At 59.1% G+C, this 24,524-nt stretch carries 25 protein-coding genes and 1 tRNA gene; 9 read left to right on the top strand and 17 right to left on the bottom strand.

The genetic code is table 11. The features are described from left to right. Window positions 1-49 precede the first annotated feature (49 nt). Together LJY25_RS10585 and trxA are read left to right on the top strand one after the other, a co-directional pair. On the top strand, window positions 50-430 hold the full coding sequence (locus tag LJY25_RS10585) for a hypothetical protein (protein ID WP_227608305.1): 381 nt from the start codon (window positions 50-52) through the stop codon (window positions 428-430). Window positions 431-634: 204 nt separating this feature from the next. Beyond that, window positions 635-964: a thioredoxin gene (gene trxA, locus LJY25_RS10580; protein WP_135397675.1), complete on the top strand. Its 330-nt coding sequence runs from the start codon at window positions 635-637 to the stop codon at window positions 962-964. A 136-nt stretch (window positions 965-1,100) separates the two neighbouring features. Here trxA and LJY25_RS10575 read toward each other — a convergent pair whose 3' ends face one another. The 4 genes from LJY25_RS10575 to LJY25_RS10560 all read right to left on the bottom strand — a co-directional run bounded on the left by LJY25_RS10575 (window position 1,101) and on the right by LJY25_RS10560 (window position 6,441). Next, window positions 1,101-2,054 (bottom strand): TonB family protein, encoded by a 954-nt coding sequence (locus tag LJY25_RS10575; protein ID WP_227608304.1) that lies wholly within the window; start codon window positions 2,052-2,054, stop codon window positions 1,101-1,103. A 111-nt stretch (window positions 2,055-2,165) separates the two neighbouring features. After that, complete coding sequence (locus tag LJY25_RS10570) at window positions 2,166-2,630, bottom strand: AsnC family transcriptional regulator (RefSeq protein WP_227608303.1); 465 nt, start codon at window positions 2,628-2,630, stop codon at window positions 2,166-2,168. A 451-nt stretch (window positions 2,631-3,081) separates the two neighbouring features. Then, entirely contained in the window at window positions 3,082-4,206 is a 1,125-nt protein-coding gene (locus LJY25_RS10565; protein WP_227608302.1) for an isoaspartyl peptidase/L-asparaginase family protein, read from the bottom strand. Between the two features lie 33 nt (window positions 4,207-4,239). After that, on the bottom strand, window positions 4,240-6,441 hold the full coding sequence (locus tag LJY25_RS10560; RefSeq protein ID WP_227608301.1) for a protein-disulfide reductase DsbD family protein: 2,202 nt from the start codon (window positions 6,439-6,441) through the stop codon (window positions 4,240-4,242). 306 nt (window positions 6,442-6,747) lie between these two features. On the opposite strand from LJY25_RS10560, the gene LJY25_RS10555 reads away from it, so the two are divergent. Then, on the top strand, window positions 6,748-8,079 hold the full coding sequence (locus LJY25_RS10555) for a hemolysin family protein (RefSeq protein WP_227608300.1): 1,332 nt from the start codon (window positions 6,748-6,750) through the stop codon (window positions 8,077-8,079). Window positions 8,080-8,149: 70 nt separating this feature from the next. Here the strand turns inward: LJY25_RS10555 and LJY25_RS10550 are convergent, their stop codons facing one another. The 6 genes from LJY25_RS10550 to LJY25_RS10525 form a co-directional block, all read right to left on the bottom strand. Then, window positions 8,150-8,500, bottom strand: coding sequence for a TM2 domain-containing protein (locus LJY25_RS10550; RefSeq protein WP_227608299.1), 351 nt, complete (start codon window positions 8,498-8,500; stop codon window positions 8,150-8,152). A gap of 385 nt (window positions 8,501-8,885) precedes the next feature. Then, window positions 8,886-9,659 carry a TM2 domain-containing protein gene (locus tag LJY25_RS10545; protein WP_227608298.1) on the bottom strand — a complete coding sequence of 258 codons (774 nt, stop codon included), beginning with the start codon at window positions 9,657-9,659 and terminating at the stop codon, window positions 8,886-8,888. Between the two features lie 137 nt (window positions 9,660-9,796). Beyond that, window positions 9,797-10,471 (bottom strand): TM2 domain-containing protein, encoded by a 675-nt coding sequence (locus LJY25_RS10540; protein ID WP_227608297.1) that lies wholly within the window; start codon window positions 10,469-10,471, stop codon window positions 9,797-9,799. A 388-nt stretch (window positions 10,472-10,859) separates the two neighbouring features. After that, complete coding sequence (locus LJY25_RS10535; protein WP_227608296.1) at window positions 10,860-11,432, bottom strand: TM2 domain-containing protein; 573 nt, start codon at window positions 11,430-11,432, stop codon at window positions 10,860-10,862. Window positions 11,433-11,700: 268 nt separating this feature from the next. Then, the gene (locus LJY25_RS10530; RefSeq protein ID WP_227608295.1) at window positions 11,701-12,207 is read right to left on the bottom strand and encodes a gamma carbonic anhydrase family protein; all 507 of its coding nucleotides are present in this window, start codon (window positions 12,205-12,207) and stop codon (window positions 11,701-11,703) included. Window positions 12,208-12,273: 66 nt separating this feature from the next. Continuing rightward, window positions 12,274-13,257: a radical SAM protein gene (locus LJY25_RS10525; RefSeq protein WP_227608294.1), complete on the bottom strand. Its 984-nt coding sequence runs from the start codon at window positions 13,255-13,257 to the stop codon at window positions 12,274-12,276. A 115-nt stretch (window positions 13,258-13,372) separates the two neighbouring features. On the opposite strand from LJY25_RS10525, the gene LJY25_RS10520 reads away from it, so the two are divergent. After that, a complete protein-coding gene (locus tag LJY25_RS10520; RefSeq protein ID WP_227608293.1) occupies window positions 13,373-13,861 on the top strand; it encodes a hypothetical protein in 489 nt (162 codons plus the stop codon). A 14-nt stretch (window positions 13,862-13,875) separates the two neighbouring features. Here the strand turns inward: LJY25_RS10520 and LJY25_RS10515 are convergent, their stop codons facing one another. The 4 genes from LJY25_RS10515 to accD form a co-directional block, all read right to left on the bottom strand. Next, the gene (locus tag LJY25_RS10515) at window positions 13,876-14,646 is read right to left on the bottom strand and encodes an endonuclease III domain-containing protein (protein WP_227608292.1); all 771 of its coding nucleotides are present in this window, start codon (window positions 14,644-14,646) and stop codon (window positions 13,876-13,878) included. 117 nt (window positions 14,647-14,763) lie between these two features. After that, complete coding sequence (locus LJY25_RS10510) at window positions 14,764-15,474, bottom strand: OmpA family protein (protein WP_227608291.1); 711 nt, start codon at window positions 15,472-15,474, stop codon at window positions 14,764-14,766. A 414-nt stretch (window positions 15,475-15,888) separates the two neighbouring features. After that, entirely contained in the window at window positions 15,889-16,629 is a 741-nt protein-coding gene (locus LJY25_RS10505) for an OmpA family protein (RefSeq protein ID WP_227608290.1), read from the bottom strand. 214 nt (window positions 16,630-16,843) lie between these two features. Continuing rightward, window positions 16,844-17,725 (bottom strand): acetyl-CoA carboxylase, carboxyltransferase subunit beta, encoded by an 882-nt coding sequence (gene accD / locus LJY25_RS10500; RefSeq protein WP_227608289.1) that lies wholly within the window; start codon window positions 17,723-17,725, stop codon window positions 16,844-16,846. 275 nt (window positions 17,726-18,000) lie between these two features. Here accD and LJY25_RS10495 point away from each other — a divergent pair, with 275 nt between their 5' ends. After that, window positions 18,001-19,017 carry an OmpA family protein gene (locus tag LJY25_RS10495; protein WP_227608288.1) on the top strand — a complete coding sequence of 339 codons (1,017 nt, stop codon included), beginning with the start codon at window positions 18,001-18,003 and terminating at the stop codon, window positions 19,015-19,017. Window positions 19,018-19,205: 188 nt separating this feature from the next. Here LJY25_RS10495 and LJY25_RS10490 read toward each other — a convergent pair whose 3' ends face one another. Beyond that, the gene (locus LJY25_RS10490) at window positions 19,206-19,889 is read right to left on the bottom strand and encodes an SGNH/GDSL hydrolase family protein (RefSeq protein ID WP_227608287.1); all 684 of its coding nucleotides are present in this window, start codon (window positions 19,887-19,889) and stop codon (window positions 19,206-19,208) included. Window positions 19,890-20,033: 144 nt separating this feature from the next. Further along, window positions 20,034-21,173, bottom strand: coding sequence for a cystathionine gamma-synthase (locus LJY25_RS10485; RefSeq protein ID WP_227608286.1), 1,140 nt, complete (start codon window positions 21,171-21,173; stop codon window positions 20,034-20,036). 213 nt (window positions 21,174-21,386) lie between these two features. Between LJY25_RS10485 and LJY25_RS10480 the strand changes: the two genes are divergently transcribed. The 4 genes from LJY25_RS10480 (at window position 21,387) to LJY25_RS10465 (ending at window position 23,858) form a co-directional block, all read left to right on the top strand. Next, window positions 21,387-22,112, top strand: a complete 726-nt coding sequence (locus LJY25_RS10480) for a TVP38/TMEM64 family protein (protein WP_227608285.1) — start codon at window positions 21,387-21,389, stop codon at window positions 22,110-22,112. Window positions 22,113-22,220: 108 nt separating this feature from the next. Then, window positions 22,221-22,294, top strand: a tRNA-Arg gene (locus tag LJY25_RS10475). A 123-nt stretch (window positions 22,295-22,417) separates the two neighbouring features. Next, a complete protein-coding gene (locus LJY25_RS10470; protein ID WP_227608618.1) occupies window positions 22,418-23,431 on the top strand; it encodes an NAD(P)/FAD-dependent oxidoreductase in 1,014 nt (337 codons plus the stop codon). 94 nt (window positions 23,432-23,525) lie between these two features. Next, window positions 23,526-23,858: a 2Fe-2S iron-sulfur cluster-binding protein gene (locus LJY25_RS10465; protein WP_227608284.1), complete on the top strand. Its 333-nt coding sequence runs from the start codon at window positions 23,526-23,528 to the stop codon at window positions 23,856-23,858. 98 nt (window positions 23,859-23,956) lie between these two features. Here LJY25_RS10465 and LJY25_RS10460 read toward each other — a convergent pair whose 3' ends face one another. Continuing rightward, window positions 23,957-24,400 carry a hypothetical protein gene (locus tag LJY25_RS10460; protein ID WP_227608283.1) on the bottom strand — a complete coding sequence of 148 codons (444 nt, stop codon included), beginning with the start codon at window positions 24,398-24,400 and terminating at the stop codon, window positions 23,957-23,959. Window positions 24,401-24,524: the final 124 nt, after the last annotated feature.

The raw sequence follows: 24,524 nt of genomic DNA, 5'->3' as shown, positions 1-24,524 counted from the left end.
TTCCCGGCCATCCGGCCACCTTTCGTTTCACTTTTAACCCTTTACCGCCATGAACTACTATCTGCTGGTGTACGCTGTATACCTCCTCGTTTCGGTGCTGCTGACCATCTGGGTGGCCCGCACGCTGTTTACCAACGGCCGCACGTTTCTGGTCGACATCTTCCACGGCAATGAGGCGTTGGCCGACTCCGTGAACAAGCTGTTGCTGACCGGCTTTTACCTTATCAACATCGGTTACGCCACCCTTACTCTGCGCAGCCACGACACTATCATCAGCTACCAGCAGACCGTGGAAACCCTGAGCATCAAGCTGGGCACCATCATCCTGATCCTGGGCGCCATGCACTTCTTCAACCTCTACGTGTTTTACAAGCTCCGCACGCGGGCCAAGGCCGAAGCCCGGACGCTGGCGTACGTTCTCGACAAGTGAAATGGGGCGTCGCTTACCGGGCCGTAATCTGCGGGTCAACGTATTAGGGTGAGCGCCCCGGGCCAGCCGGACTTTTGCGGTGCTCTGCCACTCTGGCGCACTGAACTTTCCGGCTTGCATCTTGTTAACCTCGCAATCTGCTACCTTGCGGCCCCAATCCCCGTAAGCACTTCTGATTAACCCCATCACCCAAACCCTACAATCATGGGACATAAAGCCATCGAAATTACCGATGCTAACTTCGACCAGATCATCAACTCCGATAAACCTGTACTCGTCGACTTCTGGGCCGAATGGTGCGGCCCCTGCCGCATGGTGGGCCCGGTAGTAGAAGAGCTGGCCGGCGAATACGAAGGCAAAGCCATTATTGGCAAAGTCGACGTGGACTCCAACCCCCAGACGTCAGCCAAGTTTGGCATCCGCAGCATCCCGACGCTGCTGGTGTTCAAGAACGGCCAGATCGTCGACAAGCAGGTTGGTGCCGTACCCAAGCACGTGCTGGCACAAAAGCTCGACGCCCAGGTTACGGCCTAATATCGGGCTGACCCGCGCGTCAGCATCCGGTTGACTACAAGAAAGCCCCCGCTCCAGGATTTGGAGCGGGGGCTTTGTTCTTATGTGGTTACCGGGCTGAGGGTGACGCTGCACGCCAGTAGCTAAGCGCGGGCCGTCAGTAGCTTTCGTCGGGGTAGCCGGCCCGGGCCTCAATCGGGCGGGTATGCAGGGGGCGGGCCTCGCCAAACAAGCTAAACGAGGGCCCGAAGATGATGGGCAGGGTAAACGTCATGGCCGTGGGCACGTTGTACTCCCGTCCCGGCCGGAAGGCGGGCAGGTTGGCCACGATCCGCCGGGCCTCATTATCGACCTCGGGGGCCAGTCCCCGCACCACGCGCACCTGTCCCACGCGCCCGTCCTCTCCCACGGTGTACGTCACGTAAACTTTGCCGCTGATGTTTTTGCGCCGGGCCGACTTGGGATACACCGTAGCCCGGGCCAGGTGCTGCAGCAACGCCGCTTCGCCGCCGGGAAACTCCGGGGCCTGCCGCCGGGCCAGGGGACGCGCCAGCACGCTGCCGTCGGACTTATAAAAGGCTACTGCCAGGCTATGCCCGTGATTGAACTGCTCCACGGCGCTTAGCTGCCCGTTATCGAAGTAGTAACGCCACTCCCCGTGCTGCCGCCCGGCCACGTATGCCCCGGTGGAGCGCTTCTGCCCGTTGCGATGCACGCTTACCCAGCGCCCGGTGCGCTGCCCGTCCTCGTACTCGCCCCTGCTGCTGATGTGCCCATCCTCGTACCAGGCCACGTACACCCCATGGGCTTCATCGTCACGGTAGTGCACCTGGCTGGCTTTCGACCCGTTGGGGTGGTACCAGGTGAACAGCCCGTTGCGGATGGGTGGGTCGATGTTGCTCAGGGTTCCCCGTAGCCGCAGTGTGCCGGACAGGTTGTATTCCCGGACGGGATAGTCGGAGCCGCTGCGGCGGTCCACAATGCGGTAGTGCGTGGCGCTGTCCGGGACGGTTTCTTCCTCGTGGGCGTTCAGGTACACGGCCGGCAGGCTTTGGGCCAGCCCGGCAGTAGCTGCTCCGAAAACAAGCAATGCGACGAGGTAAGCTTTCATATGCAGCGGTAGACTCCTGACAGCAGCTATTTTACTACGAAATATAAGTAAATACACTGCCCGGGGCAACCCAATCCGGAAATGCCTGCTGCAACCTGCGTCCTGCTGCCCTTACATCAGCTGAATCGGGCGGCTCAGGGTTTCCTCCAGTGAAATTAGCGTTTCCGTCCGCTCGATGCCTTCAATGAGCTGTACCCGGTCGTGGAGCACGTCGCGCAGATGCTGGGTGTCGCGGCACACGATGCGGGCAAAGATGCCGTAGGCCCCGGTCGTAAAGTGGATATTGACCACCTCCGGAATTTCGCGCAGCTGCTCGGCCACGCTGCCATACACCGAGCTTTTCAGCAGATAGATGCCCAGAAAGGCATTTACGCCGTAGCCGAGCTTGGGATAGTCGATCTTCAGGGTGGCTCCTTTTACAATGCCCAGCTCTTCCAGACGAGCCATCCGCACGTGTACGGTCCCCCCCGACACATGCACCTTGCGGGCTATTTCTGTGTACGGGATTTTAGCATCCTCCGTGAGAAGTGACAGTATTTTACGGTCCGTCTCGTCAAGTTCGTAATTACGCGCCATTTTTTTACCCGTTCATTGACTATGTTTTAACAAGAAAGCATATTTTATAGAATTATTGTAAATTATTATCCAATTGAATGAAATTATTTTATTATATCAGTGACTCTACTACATTTGTTACAATCCAGCGCGAAAGGCGCTGGTAGTGTGTAGAAAAGCTGAAGCAGTCCTGTCATCTCTCCTTTTCCAGGGGTGGAGTTGAGGAGATCGGGTGCCCGGAACGCTGCTGGCAACTTCGAGAAGGTTGAAGTCCTTCTTCTGCACAAGGGGGATCTGTGAGGGGGAAAAAACGGAACGTATCTGGGTGGATATGTTCTCTTTCAAGAGGCTGCATCTGGGTGGGTGCAGCCTTTTTGAGTTTTCAGACGAGGCCTATGCCTTGAATGCGGGCAAAGAACGGAAATTATGCCCACGATTATACAGCTCGTCAGATAAAAGGCGTTTCGCTGCTTTATTTGTAAATCAGCACCTCGCTCTGCCCATTGGCTTTGATGTAGCCCCGGTACATGCCTTCCGAGTTAAAGGGCATGGCGAAGTTGCCTTCCCGGTCAAGCGCGATGACGCCGCCTTCCCCGCCCAGCTCCACCAGCTTCTTTAGTACTACGTCGCCGGCGGCCTGCTGCACCGTCTGACCTTTGTACTGCATCCGGGCTGCAATATCATGGGCCACGGCGTAGCGGATAAAGAACTCCCCGTGCCCGGTTGCCGAAACGGCGCAGGCGGCATTGTCGGCGTAGGTGCCGGCCCCGATAATGGGCGCATCCCCCACCCGGCCGTAGCGCTTGTTGGTCATCCCCCCGGTGCTGGTGGCCGCCGCCAGATTGCCATACTGATCCAGCGCCACGGCGCCCACCGTGCCGAACTTGCGGCCCTCAGTAAAGATCTGATCCTCCACGCTGCTTTGGGGCTTGCCGATCTTCACCTTCACTTTGGTTTTCACCGGTGCAGCCGACGGCACGGCTTTGGTCGGCGCGCTGAGCTGGTCGGCAGTGCCGGCACTTTTGTCTTTCTGCACCGCCGTTTCCCACTGCTTGTGCCGGGCCTCGGTGTAGAAGTACGCCGGTTCCACGATTTCCAGGCCTTTCTCCCGGGCAAACTGCTCGGCCCCGGGCCCCACCATCATCACGTGCTCCGACTTCTCCATTACGGCCCGGGCGGCAGAAATGGGGTTGCGCACCACCGTAATGCCGGCTACAGCCCCGGCCTTGCCGGTTTTACCGTCCATAATGGCCGCGTCCAGCTCATTCCGGCCCTCGTGGGTGAACACGGCGCCCTTGCCGGCATTGAATAGCGGCGAGTCCTCCATCACGCGCACCGTAGCTTCCACGGCATCCAGCGAGGTACCGCCCTTCTTCAGAATAGCGTAGCCCACCTGCAGGGCCTCGTTTAGCTTTTCCTGGTAGGCCTTCTCCTTTTCCGGCGTCATGTTGGCCCGGGTGATGGTGCCGGCCCCGCCGTGAATAACCAGGGTGATGCGCGAGGCATCGGGCTTCGCCGTACCAGGTGCCGGCTGCCCCTGCGCACTAAGAGCGGTGGTTAGCAGCAGAAAGAGAAAAGAGAGGCCGAGGTTTCGCATGGCAGGAAGTAAGGTTGGCGAAAGTGTGGGAATCTAGCGGGCAGCAACCGGCGCCGACTGCTGGCGGTAGTTGCGCAGGCCGGCATCCAGGAAGTTGACGAAGTGGGTCACATCGGGGTCGTAGGCCACGGGCGGCACCAGGCTTTTCCCGTCGGGCGACAGAATTACGTAGTACGGCTGGGCATTGGCGCCGAACCGGCTGATCTGAAAGTCCAGGTTCTGCTCACCCAGATTGCGTTTTTCCCGGCCGTCCCGCTTCGACGTATACCACTCGGAGGCCGGCAGCTCAGTCTTATCGTCTACGTAGAGAGCCACGATAACATAGTCCTCGCGCAGGCGGCGCAGCACCTCCGGGTCGCTCCACACGCTGGCTTCCATCTTGCGGCAGTTGCCGCAGTTGTGGCCGGTAAAGTCAACGAAGACGGGCTTGTTCTTTTCCCGGGCGCAGCGCAGGGCCTGCTGCAGGTCGAAGTACCCCGGCAGGTTCAGGGGCAGCTCCAGATCCTGGGCGTAGCGCGGGGCCTCGCACAGGCTGGTCTGCGCATCGCCTACCGCTACCGCCGGCGTACTGCCACCCAGCACAAAATCGGTACGGGCCGGGGGCGGGGCCAGGGCCGACAGCGCCGGCAGTGGGGCGCCAAACAAACCGGGCACCAAGTACAGGAAAAACGTAAAGACGACGCCGGCCAGCAGCAGACGCGGCACGCTCACCCGGGATGTTTCGTCGTCGTGGGGTAAACGAATCTTGCCGAGCAGGTAAAAGCCCAGCAGCGCGGCCAGCACGGCCCAGATGCTCAGAAACAGCCCCCGGGGCAGCAGGTGCCAGTGGTAGGACAAGTCGGCGGAGCTCAGAAACTTGAAGGCCAGGGCCAGCTCCAGAAAGCCGAGCGTTACCTTAAAGGTGTTCAGCCAGCCGCCGGAGCGCGGTAAGCTCTTCAGCCAGGACGGAAACAGGGCGAACAGCAGGAAGGGAAACGCAAAGGCCAGGGAAAAGCTCAGCATGCCCAGCGTGGGGCGCAGCAGCTCCCCGTTGGCCGAGGCAATGGCCACCGAGCCCACGAAAGGCACGGTGCAGGAAAACGACACCAGCACCAGCGTAGCGGCCATGAAAAACAGTCCGGACCAGCCCCCTTTGTCGGCCTGCTTGTCGACGGAGTTGACCAGGGCGCTGGGCGCGTTGATTTCAAACAGCCCCAGAAAGGACAGGCCAAACAAAATGAAAATCACGAACGACAGCACGTTGGGCAGCCAGTGGGAGCTGATGACGTTGCCGGCATCGGCTCCGAACAGCACGCTGAGCAGCACGCCCACGCTGGTGTAAATGGCAATAATGGACAGGGCGTACACCACCGCTTTGGCAATCGACTGGCCCCGGGAGCCGCTGGTATTGGTAAAGTACGACACCGTCATGGGCAGCATGGGGTACACGCAGGGCATGATGACGGCCAGCAACCCCGCCCCGAAGGCCAGCACCAGGTACTCCCACAAGCCCAGTACCGGCTGAGCCGACTGCGGCTCCGCCGCGGCCAGGGCGGCCGGCGCTGCGGCCGCAATAGTTTCGGAAGCAGGCGGCGCGGCATTTTCAGCAGCGGCTGGCGCGGTCAGCGAACTGGCAGCCGAATCAGCATCGGCAGCGCCGAGGGTAGTTGCAGCGGACGTTTCCGGGGAAGCGGCCGGGGCTGGAGCCGCCGCCGTGGCGGTGGCCGGACCGGCGCCGGGCGGGGTAACGGCACCGGTAGGCTTGGCCGCAACTCCGCTGACGGTGATGGTCCCAAACGTGAGGGTTTCGGAGCCCGGAATGCAACGTCCGTCGGTGTCGGTGCAGGTCTGGTACTCGACGTCGGCTTTGATGGAGAGCGGGCCGGGCTGAAGCACGCGGATGCGCTGGCGGATCTGTCCGGTTTTTACGAAGTAGGCCACCTCGCCTTTGAATACATCGTCGTACTCGTGCTTGGAGTTGATGGACTTTGGCTTACCCACCAGCTCATAGGCGGGGCTTTTAGTGAACGTAAACGTGAACGCAGTGGGCCCCAGGTCGGGATCGAAGTCCGTGGCGTAGAGGTGCCAGGTATCATCCATGCGGGCATTCACGATCAGGTCGACTTCCTCGCCCACTTTCGCCGCGGGCTGACTTAGCGCCACGGAAAGCTTGGTAGGCGTCAGGACCTGGGCCCGGCTGGCGGCCACGGGTAGCAGCAGCAGTACGAGCAGTACAATCCGGTTTAAAAAAGACATAGAGAAAAAGAGCATTAGAAGCTTGCTTGGGAAAGCAGTAAACAAAGTACGGCAGGAAGAGTCACAATCTCGGCCGTGTTCCCGCTCATCGGCGCTGTCAACCCCGTTTTTTCACACCCGTTGGACCCAAGGCCGCGAAACCCGGATTTATTTTCACTTGATTTTGTTTGCACTTCTTCCCGGCAGCGGCCCTTCGGGTGCGGCGGCAGCCCGAAGGCAAGTTCCGGCGCCGAACCGCTTGGACAGAATCCCGTACTTTTGTAATGAAATGGAAATTCGGCCGTCAGAGCCAGACTTTCCGAACCTATGATCTTAAATATTTTCTTTACCGTTCTGCTCGTTTTGCTGAACGGCTTTTTCGTGGCCGCCGAGTTTGCGATTGTCAAAGTTCGGCTTTCACAAATCGACCTGCGGGCACAGGAGGGCAACCGGCTCGCGAAGCTCACCCAAAGCATTCTCCATAACCTCGATGGTTACTTATCGGCTACGCAGCTCGGCATTACGCTGGCCTCGCTGGGCCTGGGTTGGATTGGAGAAAGCGTCGTATCCCAGATTATTCTGGCTATTGTAGCCGCACTGGGACTGGACGTCAGCCCGGAACTAGCGCATCGCATTGCCCTGCCTACCTCTTTTGCCCTGATTACCGTTCTGCACATCGTATTTGGCGAGCTGGCTCCCAAGTCGTTGGCCATTCAGCGCCCGGAGTCCACAAGCTTGTTTGTCGCCGCGCCACTCCATGGCTTTTATCTGCTGTTCAAGCTGCCGATTATCTTACTTAACTGGCTTTCCAGTCTGATTCTGCGGGCGCTTGGCATCCGGCCGATTCACGGAGCTGAGGCCCATTCCGCCGAGGAGCTGCGCTTGCTGCTCGACCAGAGTAAGCAAAGCGGCGAGATTCAGGATTCCGAGCACGAACTGCTGGAGAACGTATTCGAGTTCAACGACCGGATGGTCAAGCAGATCATGGTGCCCCGCACCAAAATTGCCGCCATCGACGTGGATGCTCCCCAGGATGAGGTGCTTGAAACGGTGTACAGCGAAGGCTACTCCCGCATTCCGGTGTATGAGGAAAGCATCGACAACATCGTGGGCGTGCTCTACGTGAAGGATCTGCTCCAGATTATTCGCCGCAATGAGCCCATCGTACTCTCCAAAATCATGCGGCCGGCGTACTTCGTGCCTGAAACCAAGAAAATCAACCGTCTGCTGCGCCAGTTCCAGCGCAAGCACATGCACATGGCCATCGTCTCCGACGAATTCGGCGGCGTGTCCGGCATCGTGACCATCGAAGACATTATGGAGGAGCTCGTGGGCGAAATCCAGGATGAGTACGACAACGAGGTACCGGTGGTGGAAAAGGTTTCGGAAGTGGAATACCGCGTGAATACCTCCACAGCCATTTCCGACGCCAACGAGTACCTGCCCTTCCCCCTGCCCGAAGGCGACGACTACGAAACCGTGGGCGGACTGCTCAATGTGATTTACGGCAGCATTCCGGAAGTCGGCGACGTAGCCGTGGTCGACCCCTACGAGTTCCGGGTGCTGAAACGCTCGCGCCGGACGGTGGAGCTGGTGCAGGTACGGGTGATAACCCCCGCCGAGATGGACCCCGCCGACGGCCTCCCGCTCGACGCCTAAGCACACTTCCCACAGTATGAAAAAGGCCGGCTGCATTGCGCAGCCGGCCTTTTTTTGCATTACGGTCGTCTTATTTGAGCTTGACCGTGTACTCGCGTCCTTTGGGCTTTAAGTCGCCCCGGAATATGTGGACGGCATCGATAATGGTCAGAGTCAGCGCTATCAGATAACCGATACCCCCGAGCCCGAAAGTGAAGAAGAACGTGGCGAAGCTAAACAGGCACAGCCCCAGATACAGCAGGCCCCGGCCGGTATAGCCCAGGTAAAAGCGACTCACGCCCAGCATGCCGGTCAGGAAAACGGCTGCCAGCACCAGGGCTACAATCTGGCTTTTCGACGACTGCGGGGGCGTAACCGGCAGCTTTTTTACTTCGCCCTTGGCCTTCTTGGTCTTTTTGGGACGGGGCGGCTTGCTCTCCACGCTACTTTCTAGTCTAACCCGAGTAGGCTGTGCTGCTGCTAGCAGCGCGTGCGTGGCTTGCCGGCTTGGCTGCATCTCCCGAATAGCTAAATCGGGCCCGGGCGTACTACCTGCTTCCGCAACCGGGGGCGCCGGCCTGACTGCTTCCGTTTCAGGGTCGGGGCCGGGGGAGGCCGGGGTACCGGCGCGAAAAGCGTAGTGGGCGCGACTGCACGAAGCCAGGGCGGCCGCGCTGAACATCGAAATCAGTAGATACAGACCAGCACGGTTCATCCCGGGAGACATCGATGTAATAAGCAAGTAAGAGCCTCCGGGTTAACGCCCGGAGTAGGCGTTCGGTTTTACTGAATCTGCCAGCATGCGCGCCGTAGGCATATGTAGAGGGCTACTTCCCCGTTGCGTCGCCGGCTTCGGCAGCTTTGCTTCCGCCTAGCTTTTGAGCGTAGTCGCCATTCTTCGGCAGCAGCTTCCCCTGGTAGATCCGGATACTGTCGATAATGGACAGCACCCAGGCCGTGAAATACGGCACAAAGATGCCCAGCAGCAGCAGCGCGCCGAGGATACCGAGCCCGGCGCCCACGGTATCGGCCCCACCGGCCGCAGCGGCAAAGCTGGCGGCCTGCAGAGTCACATACAGCAGGAAAATAGCGAATCCGCCGAGTGCCAGGCCCAGGTACAGCAACCCCCGCCCGGTATAGCCCAGATAAAAGCGTCCGACCCCCAGCGGGCCCAGGAAGATTGAGAGCAGCAGAGCCGTCAGTTGGCTTTTACCAGCGGGCGCACTGTCGCCCGCCAGCTCTTTGGCTTTCAGCAGCTGGCCGGTTTCCTGCACCAGCAGCTTGGAGTGCTGGATCAGGACTTTCCGCTCCTGCTTCCGCTTAGCCACCTTTTCCGACTGCCGGGGCTTGGCGGCCTTATCACGCGCAGCCATAGTTGCCAGTGCCTTGGCGGCTACCTGACCCGGAACCGCCTCTACCGCTACGGGGACGCCCGCTTCCACCGAGGCAGTGGCTTCAGCCGTTGGGGCAGCGGCCGTTACGGCCTGCGACGCGTGGTAGGGCGAGGTGCCGGGCTGGAAAGCATAGTTCGAGCGGCTGCACGAGGAAAGCGAAGCCACACTGAGCAGAGTCAGGAGGCAATAGGTGTAGATTTTCGTCATAAACAAAGAATTGGAAATGAGGCATACCTGGCTTGGGCGCAAGGCTTCAGTCGACAGGTGATAAGCAGGCCGTCACCTAAAAGAAAAAAGAGCCGGGACGCACAGCCCCAGCTCTTTTTCACTCAAGCGCAGAAGTACTACTTCTTCTTGGAGTCCGTTTTGGTGTCGGACTTCGATGAGCTGGAGCTGTCATTGAGCTTCTCCGTGTAGTCGCCGTTGGCCGGCTTCAGCTCACCCTGGTAGATGTTCACGGCGTCGATGATAGCCATAACGAAAGCTACCAGCGGCCCGAGGCCGAACAGGATCCAGCCGAACAAGGTCAGGCAAAGCAACAGGATACCCCGGCCGGTGTAGCCCAGGTAGAAGCGGTGCACCCCAAACGAGCCCACCAGCAACGCCAGAATCAACGCAATCAGCTGGCTTTTGCCCTCAGCCGTGGTTCCGGCCGGTGCCTTGGCCGTAGCCTTCTTCACCTGCTTGAGCAGCTGCTTGGCCTCTACCTTGCTGGAAGCGGACTCAGACGCAACCACGGCTTTTTTCACAACCTGAGCTTTCGTTTCAACCGACTTGGCGGCCGGGGCGGCCAGCGCCTTGGCTGCTGCTTTAGCCGGCGTCTCCGTAGCTACCGGGGCTTCCTCAGCTGCCGAAGCGCTGGCCGTTGCCTCCGAAACAGCCGGGGCAGGAGCGGCCGGAGTTACAGTGGCATGATAAGCCGGGCCGGAAGGCTGGAAGGCATAGTTCGAGCGGCTGCACGACGACAACGTAGCGGCGCTTAGCAGAGCTACGGAGCAGTAGGTGTAAAACTTCTTCATGGGAAAGTTAGGATGAGATGAAAGTGAGTTTAGTTAGAAGAAACAAACCTGTTAAACACTACACTGGCGGGCTTATGAAAAACACGCAGCATAAGTGGATGGTAAAAGTATTTGATTTAATTGTACCTAGGCCTTAAGTCGAAGATTTTTTTTCAATCGTAGTTACCCTACTTTTTTAGCATTACTGATACACGCCAGATTTTCAGCCCGATACTATCTGCGGCAGATCAAATTTTTTGTGGCCCTACGCAGGGCGCGTAGGCGGCGCCTACGGCCAGCAGCCCACCGTTGCGGCCCCTAATCCCCCGCAAAACCGCACGAAAAAGGCTCCTGCGCGCAGGAGCCTTCTCACTAGTATTCTGGCTTATGCCAGCCGGAGCAGCGAGACTTACTTGTCGCCAAACTTCTTGGCATAGTCCCCGCCTTTCGGCTTCAGGGAGCCCATGCAGATGCGAACTAGGTCAATCAGCGGCCAAATGCCAAAGAAACCACCGAACGTCAGGATCTGAACGATGCCGATACCGGTGTAGCCCAGGTAGAAGCGGTGTACGCCCAGCCAGCCTACCAGGAAAGCCAGTACAGCGGCAACAATCTGGCTTTTGCCTTCAGCGGCGGGGGCAGCCGGAGCAACGGGAGCCTTGGCAGCCACTTTTTCAGCGACAACGGGAGCTTCAACGGCTTTGGCAGCTACCGGAGCAGCTACGGCCCGGGGAGAAGCAACACGCTTGGCGGGAGCGGCCAGTGCCTTGGCAGCCACCTGAGCCGGGGCGGCTTCTATGGCTACGGGAGCAGCAGCTTCCACCGAGGCGGTGGCTTCCGCGGCCGGAGCAGCGGCCGTTACGGCCTGCGACGCGTGGTAGGGCGAGGTGCCGGGCTGGAAAGCATAGTTCGAGCGGCTGCACGAGGAAAGCGAAGCGGCCGAGAGAACAGCAACGGACAGATAGGAGAAGAACTTCTTCATAAATGGTAAGAAAGAGAAAAAGGAAGGAAAAAAGAACTGAAGTAAAGTACAGAATCACTACAGCCTGCATCTGATGGTATAGCTGTTGATTGCAAAAGTATATAAATAGAGTTATAATAAAAGAGGCAGGCCGATTTTAATTACAAAGATTTCTTCTACCCTGAAGCTCCGCCATACGGGGCCTCCCCACGTCCGACTCGGGCCCGCGCAGGCAATAGGAGTTGCTCGCTAAATTCCCCATCAACACACTTGCAGAAAGGTTGCTGGATTACAGCCAGCTAGCGTACAGCACGTAGTTGTCGGCGGTGCGGCTAATGGTTTGGCGCTGCTCTTCACTCACGGGCTTCACCCGTCGGGCCGGGACGCCAGCGTAGAGGTAGCCGGGCTCACACTGCGTGTTTTCGAGCACTACCGCCCCGGCGGCAATGATGCACCCCTCCCCCACTACTGCCTGATCCATCACAATGGCACCCATGCCAATGAGCACGTCGTCGGCAATGGTGCAGCCGTGCACAATAGCCTTGTGCCCGATGCTGACGCGCGACCCAATGGTGGTAGCCGCCTTTTGGTAGGTGCAGTGAATCACGGCTCCGTCCTGCACGTTGGTTTTGTCGCCGATGCGGATGGCATTCACGTCGCCCCGGATGACGGCGTTAAACCACACGGTACATTCCGCGCCCAGCACGACGTCGCCAATAATCGTAGCGTTTTCAGCTACGTAGCAACCGGTACCCAACTGGGGCAGAATTCCATGAACTGGCAGAATAAGCGGCATAGCAGTAACGTTGAGCGGCCCTGAAGTTGCGGCTTTTTACCTGATTCAACCAAATTGGGCTTAGGCTCACCTTGCCAGCATCCGCTTCCAGGTGCCTTTGTTCAGGTTGTAGCGCAGGGTGCTGGGCAGGGCCTGCCAGAAGTACTTGTTTACTTCCACGGCAAAGCTGGGCTGCATATAGCAGTTGATGGTACAGCCTTCGCACTGGGGCAGCCGCCCTTCCAGCGCAATTTGTCGCCGCACCTCCGGGGTATGATACAGGTCGTAGAGCTGGCCCCCGATGGGAAATTTCTGCTCCCCCAGGTGATAGCAAGGCAGCACCAGCTCGTTGCTGGGCGAAATTACCAGCGTCGTGCTGCCTGCTTTGCAGACCGGCGCCGCCACGTGGTTGCCCCCATCCTTGCGAAGCTGAATGAAAGCCTCATTAAGGTACACGCCCTTGCGCTTGCCAAAGGCGGAAAGGTAGTCGAGTTCCTCGGGCGTCAGCTGCTCGCCGGTAGCTACGGCGTTGTATTCGAAAGCGGGATTGATAATCAAAACCAACCCGTTGGGGCGGGCAATATCGCGGTACACGGCTTCCAGATCGTGCAGGTTTTCGCGGAAAACGGTGAAGAGAATGTCCGGCCGCTCGCCCAGTTCCCGGGCAACCCGGATGCTTTCCAGCACAAAGTCGTAGCAAGCCACGCCCCTGCCCTTATCGTGCACTTCTTTTTCGGAAGCATCAAGCGAGAAATGCAGCATATCAACTTTACCCCGCAGCCGCTCGGCATATTTCGGGTACAGCAGACAGTTGGTCGTGAGCGTGGTAATAAAGCCCATGTCGTGCGCCAGGCCCACAAACTCATGAATCTGTCGGTGCAACAGGGGCTCCCCGCCCGTGAAATCAACCACGCTGACACCCAGCCGCTTCAGGTCGCGCAGGTTCTGCTCTACATCAGCCAGCTGAATGTAGGGGGACGGCTTTTCCCAGATGTCGCAAAACGAGCAGCGCGCATTGCACCGGTAGGTGACGTAGTAGTTGCAGAGTACCGGGTGGTGAACAAGACGCATAGGTTCAGTAAAGATAGACAACAAGCCGGGCTGAGCGGGCAAAGTGGCTTTCCATGCAACTTCTGTGGCTGGGGAATGCTCTTAAAGTCGTGGTTCTACTTTAACTTATATTTCCATGACCTCTTTGAAACTCCTTCTGACGGCAGCCGCTTTCGCCCTGGTCCTGCCCGCCTGTGAAAAAGACTGTGCCAAGCCGACCCCGGTGGATACGATGGTTTTCGGCTGGTTTCATGGCTACTGCCTGGGCGAAAGCTGCATTGATATTTTCAGGATTGATAAAGCTGCCGGGCAGCTTCACGAAGACATAAAAGATGGATATCCGTCGCCCGACGCCGCCTACAATGGTGATTATCAGTTAGCCAAAACGCTAGGGCAGTACCAAGTAGTGGCAGGCTTGCCCGGGCAGGTCCCTGCTCAGCTTCTGAGCCATTCCAACGGCTACATCGGTCAGCCTGACTTCACCGACGGAGGCGGCTACTACGTGGAGATACAGGATAACGGGCAGCGCCGCTTCTGGCTGATCGATACGCAGAAGGCGAACATTCCCAGCTACCTCCACCCGTTTGTCGATGAGCTGGAGGCCAAAATCCGGAGCCTGCAGTAAAACCGCACGCAAGGCTAGTGCTGCAGCTCACCCCAGGTCGGGTTCCAGTGACTAGGAGTAGCCGCCAATGCCTCCTCAGTAGCCGGACCGTAGTGCTCCAGGTAGTAGTTGCAGAAATCTTTGAGTGGGCACCGGGGGCAATCGGGCTGGGTGAAAAAGCAGATGTGCTGGCCGTGCCAGTAGTTATGCTTGTGAAAGTTGAGCAGCACTACGGGGTCGGGCGGCAGCATATCGAGCAGCAGCTTATGCGCTTTCTCGGCGGATGCTTTAGGACCGATCATGCCCACCCGCTGGGCAACCCGGTGGACGTGCGTATCAATGGGCAGCACCGGCTTTCGAAAGTTGAACAGCAGTACCAGCGAAGCCGTTTTCAGCCCGATGCCCGGCATAGCCATCAGCCACTCCAGCCCCTGCTCAGTCGACCAGTCAGCCAAGAAGTCCAGGGATATTTTGCCCTGCTCGGCTTTAATGCGGCGCAAAACCTCCTGGATTCGGGGAGCCTGGGTGTCGGGCCAGCGGGTGGTCCGGATGGCGTAGGCCAGCTCGGTCGTTGGGGCCGCCATCACGCCCTCCCAGTCGCCAAATGTTTCGAGCATACGCGTGTAGGCCAGCTCCTCGTCGCGGTGAGTGGTACGGTGCGACAGCAACGTTGAAATCAGCTCCCGCATCGGGGTGCGCCGGGGTTCCAGCGGCAGCGGGCCGTAGAACTCGTGCAGGATCAGGTGGTCCTGCCAGGTTTTGGCAGCGGGCTCGGCAGCGTAGCTGATGGGCGGTTCAGAGGTCATAGTGCATGTACCGCCGAAGCTGAACCGGGGTTGCCAGCACACCACATGGGCAGGCACAAAAAAATCGGGCGGCACCCTGCGGTGCCGCCCGATTGCGGATTCTCGAGGTGAGGGAGCTTAGATGGTGCCTTTCTCGGCAGCCTTCTGCAGCTTCTCGTTGGCAAAGATGGCAACCTCTACGCGGCGGTTGGCAACGCGGCCAGCCTCGGTGGAGTTGTCAGCAATGGGCTGACGCGAGCCGTAGCCTTTGGTTTCGAAGCGCGAAGCTTCAACACCCTGAGCCTGGGCGTAGTTAGCCACTGCCTGGGCCCGGCGCAGCGACAGCGGATCATTGATGGCATCGCTACCGCTGATGTCGGTGTGACCTTCGATCAGCACGTTGGTGTCGTTATACTTCTTCAAGGTCTCAGCCAGCTTGGCGATGTTGGCCTGAGCAGTCGAAGTCAGGTTCGAAGAGTTCTTGGCGAACAGGATACCCGAGTCGAAGGTGATCTTGATGCCTTCGCCTACGCGCTCTACGCGGGCACCTGCCATGTCGCGCTTGAGCTCAGCAGCCTGCTTGTCCATGCGGCGGCCAATCAGAGCACCACCGGCACCACCTACTGCGGCACCAATGATAGCACCTTTAGCCGTGCCCGACTTACCGCCAATCACGCGGCCCAGTACGGCACCACCGGCCGCACCACCCAGGCCACCGATTACGGCACCTTTAGCCGTTTTGCTCCAGGGCTTCTTGGCAGTCGTGGTAGTCGTTTGAGCCTGAGCGAAGTTGTTGCCGAGCAGCAGCACGGCCAGCAGCATTGCGAAATACGAACGGAGGTTTTTCATGACCTTTTAATTAGGAGGTTTGGTAAGAGCAGAAAATTCAGGGTTACCGTACGAAGGTTTATGTTTTTTGGCTACCCTCTGCTGAAAGGTCTTTTGCAACCACAGTGCCAAAAACAGAGATTCCGTCAGCGGAGCACAAAAATGCGCGTTTAAAGCTTATTAAAGGCCTTTATTTGGCGAAATATATTTTTTATTTTTTCGTAGCCTCAACTGTAGACGACGTATTTACCCACCGGTTTCTACCGCTGATGCGTGGCTGCCGACCCGATCAGCAGAACCTCCTGACCAGTGCTGCCGGCTAGCTCGTAAACTCTCCTTTCTGCTTACGGAAGCTGGTTTATTGCCCCAGCTGGATACAAAAAAGACCGCACGAGTGGTGCGGTCTTTTTGCAAAGCGGATAAGGCAGATGCTGCTTACAGCGTACCGTTCTCAGCGGCCTTCTTCATTTTCTCGTTGGCGAAGATGGCAATTTCCACGCGGCGGTTGGCCTGCTTGCCTTCAGCCGTCGTATTATCGGCCACCGGCTGCGACGAGCCATAGCCCTGGGTCTGTACTCGGCTGGCTTCAACGCCTTTGGAAATCGTTTCCTGGGCTACTGCCTGGGCACGACGCTCCGAAAGGGGCTGGTTGATGGCATCGGAACCACTATTGTCGGTGTGGCCTTCTACAATCACGTTGGTGTCGGGGTACTTTTTAAGCACTTCCGCCATTTTGTCGATTTCAGCCACTGAGGCGGCGCGCAGGTCAGCTTTGTTGGTATCGAAGAGAATACCGGCATCAAACGTAATCTTGATGCCTTCGCCAACGCGCTCTACGCGGGCATTTTTCATGTCGCGCTGCAGTTCTTCCGCCTGCTTGTCCATGCGGCGGCCGATGAGGGCACCACCGGTACCACCCACGGCGGCACCGATGATGGCGCCGGCGGCCGTTCCATTTTTGCCGCCAATCACGCGGCCCAGCACGGCTCCCGCGGCAGCGCCGGTACCGGCACCAATCACGCCGCCCTTAGCGGTTTTGCTCATGCCGGTTTTACGGGCTCCGGTGCCGTTCGACGTCGACAGGTCGCCGCTGCCGGCAGTTTTAGAAGAAGCACACGACCCCAACAGCAGCGTGAGGGCCATAAAGAGCGAAAGAAGGGATTTTGAAGATTTCATGGGAAGGGTACTTGAGTGAAGAATCGGGAGAGAATCTGGACGTGCTTACTACAGTTCGGCCTAAAATGTTCGCAATTCGAAAACCAGTATATAGCTCGTCAGCCAGCCGGTCTACTCAATGCGGGCAAGCAAAAAAGCCTGCCAGACGCCGGGAAGGCACGTCTGACAGGCTTTTCCAAAAAGCTTGCCGAAATGTTTGGATCCGCCGCCGGGGCTAGGCCGGGCGGGCGGCAACCGGGCTTGCTACTTCCACCGGCCGCAGCATGGTGAGCAGGTCAGTGAGCTGTTGTTTAAGGTCTTTGCGGTCGACGATAAAATCCAGGAAGCCGTGTTCGAGCACGAACTCCGAGCTTTGAAAGTCTTTGGGTAGGTCCTTACCGATGGTTTCCTTGATGACGCGGGGGCCGGCAAAGCCGATCAACGCGCCCGGCTCCGCGATGTTGAAGTCCCCGAGCATAGCGAACGAGGCCGTGACGCCGCCGGTGGTAGGGTCAGTGAGCATGGAAATAAAGGGCAGGCCGGCTTCGGACAGCAGGGCCAGCTTAGCCGAGGTTTTAGCCATCTGCATCAGCGAGTAGCCGGCTTCCATCATCCGGGCCCCACCCGACTTGCTGATCATCAGAAATGGAATCCGGTTCTGGCGGGCGAAGTCGATGGCGCGGGCAATCTTCTCCCCGACCACCGAGCCCATCGAGCCCCCGATAAACTTGAAGTCCATGCAGGCTACCACCAGGGGCAGGCCGTTGATCAGCCCATGGCCCGTACGCACGGCGTCCTTCAGGCCGCTCTGCTTCTGGGTAGCCGCCACGCGCTGAGGGTAGGGCTTGGTATCCACAAACTGCAGGGGGTCGCCGGAGGTAATGTTGGCATCCAGCTCGGTGAAGTTGCCCTCATCAAACAGAATATCAAAGTACTCGGCCGACTCTATCCGGTCGTGGTGGTTGCACTTGGCACACGTGTATAGCAGGCGCTTGTGCTCGGCCATGGTGGCAACAGTCTTGCACTCCGGGCACTTGTACCACAGCCCGTCCGGCGTCTCCTTCTTCTGATCCGTCGGGGTGACGATTCCTTTCTCTACGCGCTTAAACCAGGTCATTATTGTGAGGGCTACTGATGGATAGCTTCAAGCCGCAGGCTTTAAGCCGTTGTTAAGGTGTAAAAAAATGGAAGGCGAAGGTACGCCGCAAGTTTCTTCTGTTTTCGATTAAAAAAGCTTGCTGCTTCAATCACCGCAGAAGGGCAAAGATAGATTGATTTCGGTTTGCCGGAGCGCAACATTGGCAGATGCGGGCGTAACTCAGTAACTTGCCCCAGGGAGGTAGCGTCTGGTTTTGGCAGCCTCGCCAACGTGTTCAGCAATCTGTCTTTATCGTGAAAACACTTTCCTTTTCCGGCCCTGCGGCCGTGCTGGCCATTGCCCTACTGCTGCCGGCCTGTACTACCCTTAAAAAGTACGACGACCTGAAAGCGCAGAAGGAGTCGACGGAAAAGGCCCGGGCCGACGCGGAGCGGCAGCAGCAGCAGGCCGTGGCGGAGCTAAAGAAGGTCAACGACCAGCTCAACCAGATGCGCCTTGATAACAAGCGCCTCACCGATGACTCTTCCCAGACCGGAAATGCGCTGCGCCGCACCCGCGCCCTCTACACCCAGCTAACGGACTCCTACGACAAGCTGCTCAAGAACAGTGACCGGGCCCTAGCCGATAAATCTACCGACTACAACAAGATGGCCCGGGACCTGGCCCGCCGCGAGGCCGAGCTGGGCGAACTGGACACCAGCCTGAAGCGCACCAAATCCGAAGTTGACAAGCTTAACGCTGACCTGAAGGTGCGTGAAGCCCGCATGGCGGAGCTGCAGCAGGCCCTGGCCGACAAAGACAAGGCGGTCAACGACCTGAAGGCCAGTGTGAGCAATGCGCTGCGTGGCTTCCAGGGCACCGACCTGCAGGTAAAGATGAAGGACGGCAAAGTGTACGTGTCCCTTTCCGAGCAGCTGCTGTTCAAGTCGGGCTCCACCAAAGTCGACCCCAAGGGTCAGGAAGCCCTCAAGCAGCTGGCCACCGTGCTCAAAACCCAGTCCGATGTGAACGTGGTGGTGGAAGGCCATACCGATAACGTGGCCTTCAGCCGGCCTACCGCCGCTATGCAGGACAACTGGGATCTGAGTGTGCTGCGCGCCACCGAAATTGCCCGCCTCATCACCAGCGGCGGCGTTGACCCGGCCCGCATTACCGCCTCCGGCCGCTCGCAGTACATTCCGGTAGCGTCCAACGACAGCCCGGCCAACAAGGCTCTGAACCGCCGCACCGAAATTATCCTGACGCCCAAGCTCAACGAGCTGCTCAAGATTCTGGACTCCAACTCCACTACGGCGACGCCGACCAAGTAAACCGGCCGTATCCAGTGCGGGGCTGCCGACCAGCAAATCCTGGTCGGCAGCCCCACTTCATTTCACCCAGGCCAAGCGTTTAAACGGCCTGCTGATACTGCTGCTGCCAGCAACCGGCAGCAGACCATTCGCGACCGTGAGGCGCTGACCGGGGCATCAGCTCTGCCTTACGATGCCTTAACTCAGAGCTACTTCAGCAGGGCCTGCACGACCGGTAAGGCCTGCTGAACCCACTGCTGCATGTGGCGGCCCGAGTAGTGCAGCCTGTCGGCGGTGAACTGAGTGGCATCGCCCGCCGCGGCCCGGGTCAGGGGCGTAATATCGACAAAGGCAACGCCGGCCTGCTGGCATTCCTGTCGGGCTACCGCGTTGAACTGGTCGATTTCCGTGCTGATGCGGGTCTGGTCGCGGCCCTGGGCGTAAGGCGTGCGGCCCCAGTCGGGAATTGACAAGACAAACACCCGCCGGGGCCGGCCACCGGCCCGTAGTACCGCTAGCTGCAGCAGCTGCCGGAACTCCGTTTGATAGGTGGCTACCGACTGCCCCCGAAACTGGTTGTTGACCCCAATCTGCAAGGAAACCAGCTCGTAGGTTTTCTGCAGGTTGGCGGCCTGAATGGCGGACAGCAGCTCGGCCGTCGTCCAGCCGGTGCGGGCAATGATGTCCGGCGTGGTGATTTTCTCGGTCTGCAGCTGCCGGGCCAGCTGCACGCCCCACCGGTCGGCCTCCCCTACACCTTCGCCGATGGTGTAGGAGTCGCCGAGAGCAAGAAAGTTACTGGCTGAGGAATTCGGATTCGCGGGCGTACCCGGGTCGGCGGCCGGGGTGGTGCAGGCAGTTAGTAGCCACAGAAAAAAGAGCAGGATGCGCATAGCGGATGGAGCTGTTGGAGGGGAAGCCACATACGCTGCCCTGGCTGGGGCAGATGTGCCGCATCAGACGGCCGAACGCAAAAAAGCCGACCTCTATCCGTAGATAAAGGCCGGCTTTCAGCACAAGGTGCTAAGCGGGGTGTTTTACCCGATGGCTTGGCGCAGATCCTCAATCAGGTCGTCCGCGTCCTCAATTCCTACGCTTAGGCGAATCAGGGAGTCAGACAGGCCGGCTTTGCGCCGCTCCTCGGCTGGGATGCTGGCGTGGGTCATCGTGGCGGGGTGGCCCGACAGGCTTTCGACACCGCCCAGGCTTTCGGCCAGGGAGAACAGCTCAAATTTTTCGAGCACGGCCACGGCGTCCTCTTTCCGGTCGCCTTCCAGCACGAAGGAAATCATGCCGCCGAAGTCGTTCATCTGCTTGGCCGCTACCTCGTGGTTGGGGTGGTCGGCAAAGCCCGGCCAGTACACCTTGCCCACCTTGGGGTGAGCTTTGAGGAACTCGGCTATTTTCCGGCCGTTCTCGCAATGGCGCTGCATGCGGATATGCAGGGTTTTCAGGCCGCGCAGCACCAGAAAGCAGTCCTGGGGACCGGGCGTGCCGCCGCAGGCGTTCTGGTAGAAGCTGAGCCGCTCGTGCAGTTGGTCGTCGTTGTACACGAGCGCGCCCATCACCGTGTCGGAGTGCCCGGCCATGTACTTGGTCAGGGAGTACGCCACGATGTCGGCGCCCAGCTCCAGCGGGGTTTGCAGGTAGGGCGTGGAGAAGGTATTGTCGACCACCAGCAAGGCCCCGGCCTCCTTGGCCACGGCCGAAGCGGCGGCAATGTCGATGACGTTGAGCAGGGGGTTGGTGGGCGTTTCCACCCAGATCATGCGGGTCCGCTCATTTACTTTTTCGCGCACGGCGGCCATGTCATGCATCGGCACGAAGTGAAATTTGATGCCCAGGGGCTCGTACACCTTGGTGAAGATGCGATAAGAGCCGCCGTACAGGTCGTTCGTGGAAATCACCTCGTCGCCGGGCTTGAGCAGCTTGACCACGCAGTCGGTGGCGGCCATGCCGGAGGCGAAGGCCAGGCCGTGCTTGCCGTTGTCGAGGGCGGCCAGAGCGTTCTGCAGCTGGGTGCGGGTGGGGTTGTGGGTACGCGAGTACTCGAAGCCTTTGTGGTCACCCGGGGAGCGTTGCACGTAGGTCGAGGTCTGGTAGATGGGCGTCATGATGGCCCCGGTGGTGGGGTCCGGGTGCACGCCGGCGTGAATGGCTTTGGTTCCGAATTTCATGGGTGAGGCTGTGGGACTCGAAAAGTACGTGGGAAACCTGGTGGTTGGGCGCCAAAGGTAAGCAGGCCGGCCGGACAAAACTCTGCCGCCGCTTCCATCCGACGGGGCCGGTGCGGGCTTGCCGACGAGCTAGCGCAGCCTTCCGCCTGCATCTTACGTTCTACCTTCGGGCCGGCTGCTCCTAGCCGGCCCGATTGTTTTTCTGCCCTTCCCATGGCTTTTTTCAAAGAGCTTCTCCAAAAGAACGCCTCCACCCTGCTCTCGATGCTGTTTCTGTCGGGCATGCCGCTGGTGGGCGTTTCCTTCGTTTCGGTCCTGCTTTACCAGAACCAGGGTCTGCTCGAGCAGCTCACCCTGCTGGAAGCCGTCCTTTACTTTGTTGTTATGGCTGTGCTGATGTCGTTTGCGCTCATGCCGACGACGGTAGGTGTGCTTATCACCGGCTTCTATTTTGGCTGGTCAGGGTTTCTGGGGATGCTGGCAGCCTACGCCCTGGCGTCGCTGGTTGGGTTTCAGGTGGCGTCTACCCTGGACCACGGCAAGATGACGGCTTTTCTGCACCGCTTCCCCAAGGTAGAGGCCGTGATGCGGGAGCTTAAGGCCGACAGCTGGCAGCTGATTGTGCTGACCCGGATTTCGCCCGTGACCCCGTTTGCGTTGATGACGTTTATCCTGGCCGTAGTAGGGGTGGACCGGCGGCGGTTTCTGCTGGGCTCGGTGGTGGGCATGCTGCCCCGCAGCCTGTTTTTTTACTGGGTCGGCACCCAGGCCAGCGACGTATTCGCGCTTATCCGCAACCCCGAAACCGGCACCATCGGCAAGATCCTGGTGGCCGTGCTGGTGCTGGTGTCCCTGCTGGGGCTGTACGTGCTGTTCAACAACGCCCTGAAGCGGGCCCTGAACCGGAGCACCCAAAATCAGTTAAAAAATCAAAACTGATAATCAACACGTTGCTGACTTTTTCCGCATTAATCGGGAGAAATTAGCGGTGAAAGGTTGCTTGACTAAAAACTGCTTCGTTATCTTTGCACTCCCTTAAGGGGAAAAGGTTGTGTAGCTCAACTGGATAGAGCACCTGACTACGAATCAGGAGGTTTAAGGTTCGACTCCTTACACGACCACACAAAAGGCCCTTGGCACACGCTAAGGGCCTTTTTTTGTTTTGATTTGAACCCAACGATTCGGCGGGTTTGGTTGTTTACGAATCGGCCCCGCGCCACTCATTCGTTTTTTAACTGCTCATGATGAAGTCTGTTTCCACCGATATCTGTATAATCGGAGCCGGCCCGGTGGGGCTGTTTGCCGTGTTTGAGGCGGGTTTGCTGAAGCTGCGCTGCCACGTTGTGGACGCCCTGCCCCAGGTGGGTGGTCAGCTGTCCGAGATTTATCCCAAGAAGCCGATCTACGACATTCCCGGCTTTCCCGATATCCTGGCCGGCGACCTGATCAAAAACCTGATGCGGCAGATCGAGCCTTTCCACCCCACCTTCACGCTGGGCGAGCGGGTGGAGCGCTTCGCCAAGCTCGACGACGGCACCTTCCAACTGATTACCTCCGACGGCACCGAGATTCTGTGCAAAGCCATTGCCATTGCCGGGGGCCTGGGCTCGTTTGAGCCCCGTAAGCCTGCCATCGACGAGCTCGAGAAGTTCGAAGGCGGCAAGGGCGTTCATTACATGGTGCGTGACCCTGATTTCTTCCGCGACCAGCGCCTCGTCATTGCCGGCGGCGGCGACTCGGCCCTCGACTGGACCATTTTCCTGGCTGACCTGGCCAAGGAAGTAACCCTGGTGCACCGCGGCACCATCTTCCGCGGCGCGCCCGAGTCGGCTGAGAAGGTGAAGCACCTGCACGATGCCGGCAAGGTGCGCCTGGTGCTGTCGTCGAACGTGACCCACGTGCACGGCGATGAGAAGCTTGAAGCCGTTACCATCACCGGCCCGGCCGACGCGAAGGAAACCCTCCATGTCGACCACTTTATTCCCTTGTTCGGCCTTACGCCCAAGCTGGGCCCGATCGGCGAGTGGGGCCTGGAGCTGGAAGATGATGCCGTGAAGGTGAACACGCTGGACTATTCCACCTCGGAGCCCGGCATCTACGCTATCGGCGACATCAACACCTACCCCGGCAAGCTGAAGCTGATTTTATGCGGCTTCCACGAGGCCGCGCTGATGGCCCAGGGCGCCTACAAGCACATCTACCCCGATAAAAAGTACGTGCTGAAGTATACCACCGTGAACGGCGTACCGACCATGTAAGAACGGCTTGGTTGGGGATTGGCAGTGGGCTGTTAGCTTTGTGCCGTCAACTTTCGCCCCACCCCCGCGCTCTTCCGCCCAATTCCCCTTAACTATGACTGATGATAATGTAGTCCGCGTGTACGTGGAGGAAGCGCCCAGCCAGCGGCGCGAAGTTGAAGCACCCACCGACATGGGCCTGAGCCTGATGGAAGTGCTCAAGGCCAGCGGCTACGATATCCAGGCTACCTGCGGAGGCATGGCGCTGTGCGGCACCTGCCACATCGAGGTGCTGGCGGGACCAGCCCTCGACGAGCCCAGCGACGAGGAAATGTACATGCTGGAAAGCCTTCCTATCATGAGCACCGGCAGCCGCCTGTCCTGCCAGATCCGCGTGAACAGCCGCATGGACGGCCTGGTGCTGCGCCTGATGCCCCAGATGGCTTAGTTTTTCGGACTGAGAACTCAGAGCCTAGACTATTCAGTAGAAACAGCAAGGGCGAGCCAACCGGCTCGCCCTTGCTGTTTTCGGGTATCGGCGCCGGGCTAGCGGCGCTTTCGGGAACCGGATTTTTTCTTGGTCGTCGTTTTCTTCTTGGCCGAGGTGTGGTGGCGGCGCGAGGAGGAACGGCGGTAGTGCCGGGCGCGGTGCACGACGGCCGGTTTCTCAACCACGGCGGCGGCTTCCGTTACTTCTTCAGCTTCATCGTTGCGGGCCGTGATGTCGCCGCCGTCAGCGGCTTCTTCGGCCGCGGCGGCCTGGGCCGCTGCCACCTTCTGGGCCTGCTTGCGGCGGATGGGCATCAGGAAATCCCGTTCGGCACGCTCCCGGACCGAGAGCTTTTCTTCGCCCGGCAACGTGGGCGAAACGGGCAGGGCAACCTGACCTTTACGGTCGGCGGAATCAGGCTTTTTCTCACCCTGAGCCAGCGCCGAAACACTGCAAAGGAGCAGGCCGGCAAGCATGTAGTTTTTGTACATTGGCGTCATTCTTAGTGGCTGGGAAATGGCAAATGTAGTAGCCAGACCCTCAACCAGCAAGCCAAATTCACGGTTAGCACGCCGGAACGCGCCTCACAGCTCGACAGCGCCGTTTTTATTGTATAATTTTTTC

This window comes from Hymenobacter translucens (genome assembly GCF_020685205.1).
GTDB lineage: Bacteria > Bacteroidota > Bacteroidia > Cytophagales > Hymenobacteraceae > Hymenobacter > Hymenobacter translucens.
The sequence above is the reverse complement of the archived record's forward strand: the minus strand, read 5'-3'. Positions and strand labels throughout refer to the sequence as shown.

Coding starts and splice junctions, on each gene's coding strand:
- LJY25_RS10510 (WP_227608291.1), bottom strand. CDS start 15,474: ATGAAAAACCTCCGTTCGTATTTCGCAATGCTGCTGGCCGTGCTGCTG.
- LJY25_RS10540 (WP_227608297.1), bottom strand. CDS start 10,471: ATGAAGAAGTTTTACACCTACTGCTCCGTAGCTCTGCTAAGCGCCGCT.
- LJY25_RS10535 (WP_227608296.1), bottom strand. CDS start 11,432: ATGAAGAAGTTCTTCTCCTATCTGTCCGTTGCTGTTCTCTCGGCCGCT.
- LJY25_RS10565 (WP_227608302.1), bottom strand. CDS start 4,206: ATGCGAAACCTCGGCCTCTCTTTTCTCTTTCTGCTGCTAACCACCGCT.
- LJY25_RS10545 (WP_227608298.1), bottom strand. CDS start 9,659: ATGACGAAAATCTACACCTATTGCCTCCTGACTCTGCTCAGTGTGGCT.
- LJY25_RS10525 (WP_227608294.1), bottom strand. CDS start 13,257: ATGCGTCTTGTTCACCACCCGGTACTCTGCAACTACTACGTCACCTAC.
- LJY25_RS10575 (WP_227608304.1), bottom strand. CDS start 2,054: ATGAAAGCTTACCTCGTCGCATTGCTTGTTTTCGGAGCAGCTACTGCC.
- LJY25_RS10460 (WP_227608283.1), bottom strand. CDS start 24,400: ATGACGCCAATGTACAAAAACTACATGCTTGCCGGCCTGCTCCTTTGC.
- LJY25_RS10555 (WP_227608300.1), top strand. CDS start 6,748: ATGATCTTAAATATTTTCTTTACCGTTCTGCTCGTTTTGCTGAACGGC.
- LJY25_RS10470 (WP_227608618.1), top strand. CDS start 22,418: ATGAAGTCTGTTTCCACCGATATCTGTATAATCGGAGCCGGCCCGGTG.
- LJY25_RS10465 (WP_227608284.1), top strand. CDS start 23,526: ATGACTGATGATAATGTAGTCCGCGTGTACGTGGAGGAAGCGCCCAGC.
- LJY25_RS10505 (WP_227608290.1), bottom strand. CDS start 16,629: ATGAAATCTTCAAAATCCCTTCTTTCGCTCTTTATGGCCCTCACGCTG.
- trxA (WP_135397675.1), top strand. CDS start 635: ATGGGACATAAAGCCATCGAAATTACCGATGCTAACTTCGACCAGATC.
- LJY25_RS10490 (WP_227608287.1), bottom strand. CDS start 19,889: ATGCGCATCCTGCTCTTTTTTCTGTGGCTACTAACTGCCTGCACCACC.
- LJY25_RS10585 (WP_227608305.1), top strand. CDS start 50: ATGAACTACTATCTGCTGGTGTACGCTGTATACCTCCTCGTTTCGGTG.
- LJY25_RS10515 (WP_227608292.1), bottom strand. CDS start 14,646: ATGACCTCTGAACCGCCCATCAGCTACGCTGCCGAGCCCGCTGCCAAA.
- LJY25_RS10480 (WP_227608285.1), top strand. CDS start 21,387: ATGGCTTTTTTCAAAGAGCTTCTCCAAAAGAACGCCTCCACCCTGCTC.
- LJY25_RS10520 (WP_227608293.1), top strand. CDS start 13,373: ATGACCTCTTTGAAACTCCTTCTGACGGCAGCCGCTTTCGCCCTGGTC.
- LJY25_RS10530 (WP_227608295.1), bottom strand. CDS start 12,207: ATGCCGCTTATTCTGCCAGTTCATGGAATTCTGCCCCAGTTGGGTACC.
- accD (WP_227608289.1), bottom strand. CDS start 17,725: ATGACCTGGTTTAAGCGCGTAGAGAAAGGAATCGTCACCCCGACGGAT.
- LJY25_RS10560 (WP_227608301.1), bottom strand. CDS start 6,441: ATGTCTTTTTTAAACCGGATTGTACTGCTCGTACTGCTGCTGCTACCC.
- LJY25_RS10570 (WP_227608303.1), bottom strand. CDS start 2,630: ATGGCGCGTAATTACGAACTTGACGAGACGGACCGTAAAATACTGTCA.
- LJY25_RS10485 (WP_227608286.1), bottom strand. CDS start 21,173: ATGAAATTCGGAACCAAAGCCATTCACGCCGGCGTGCACCCGGACCCC.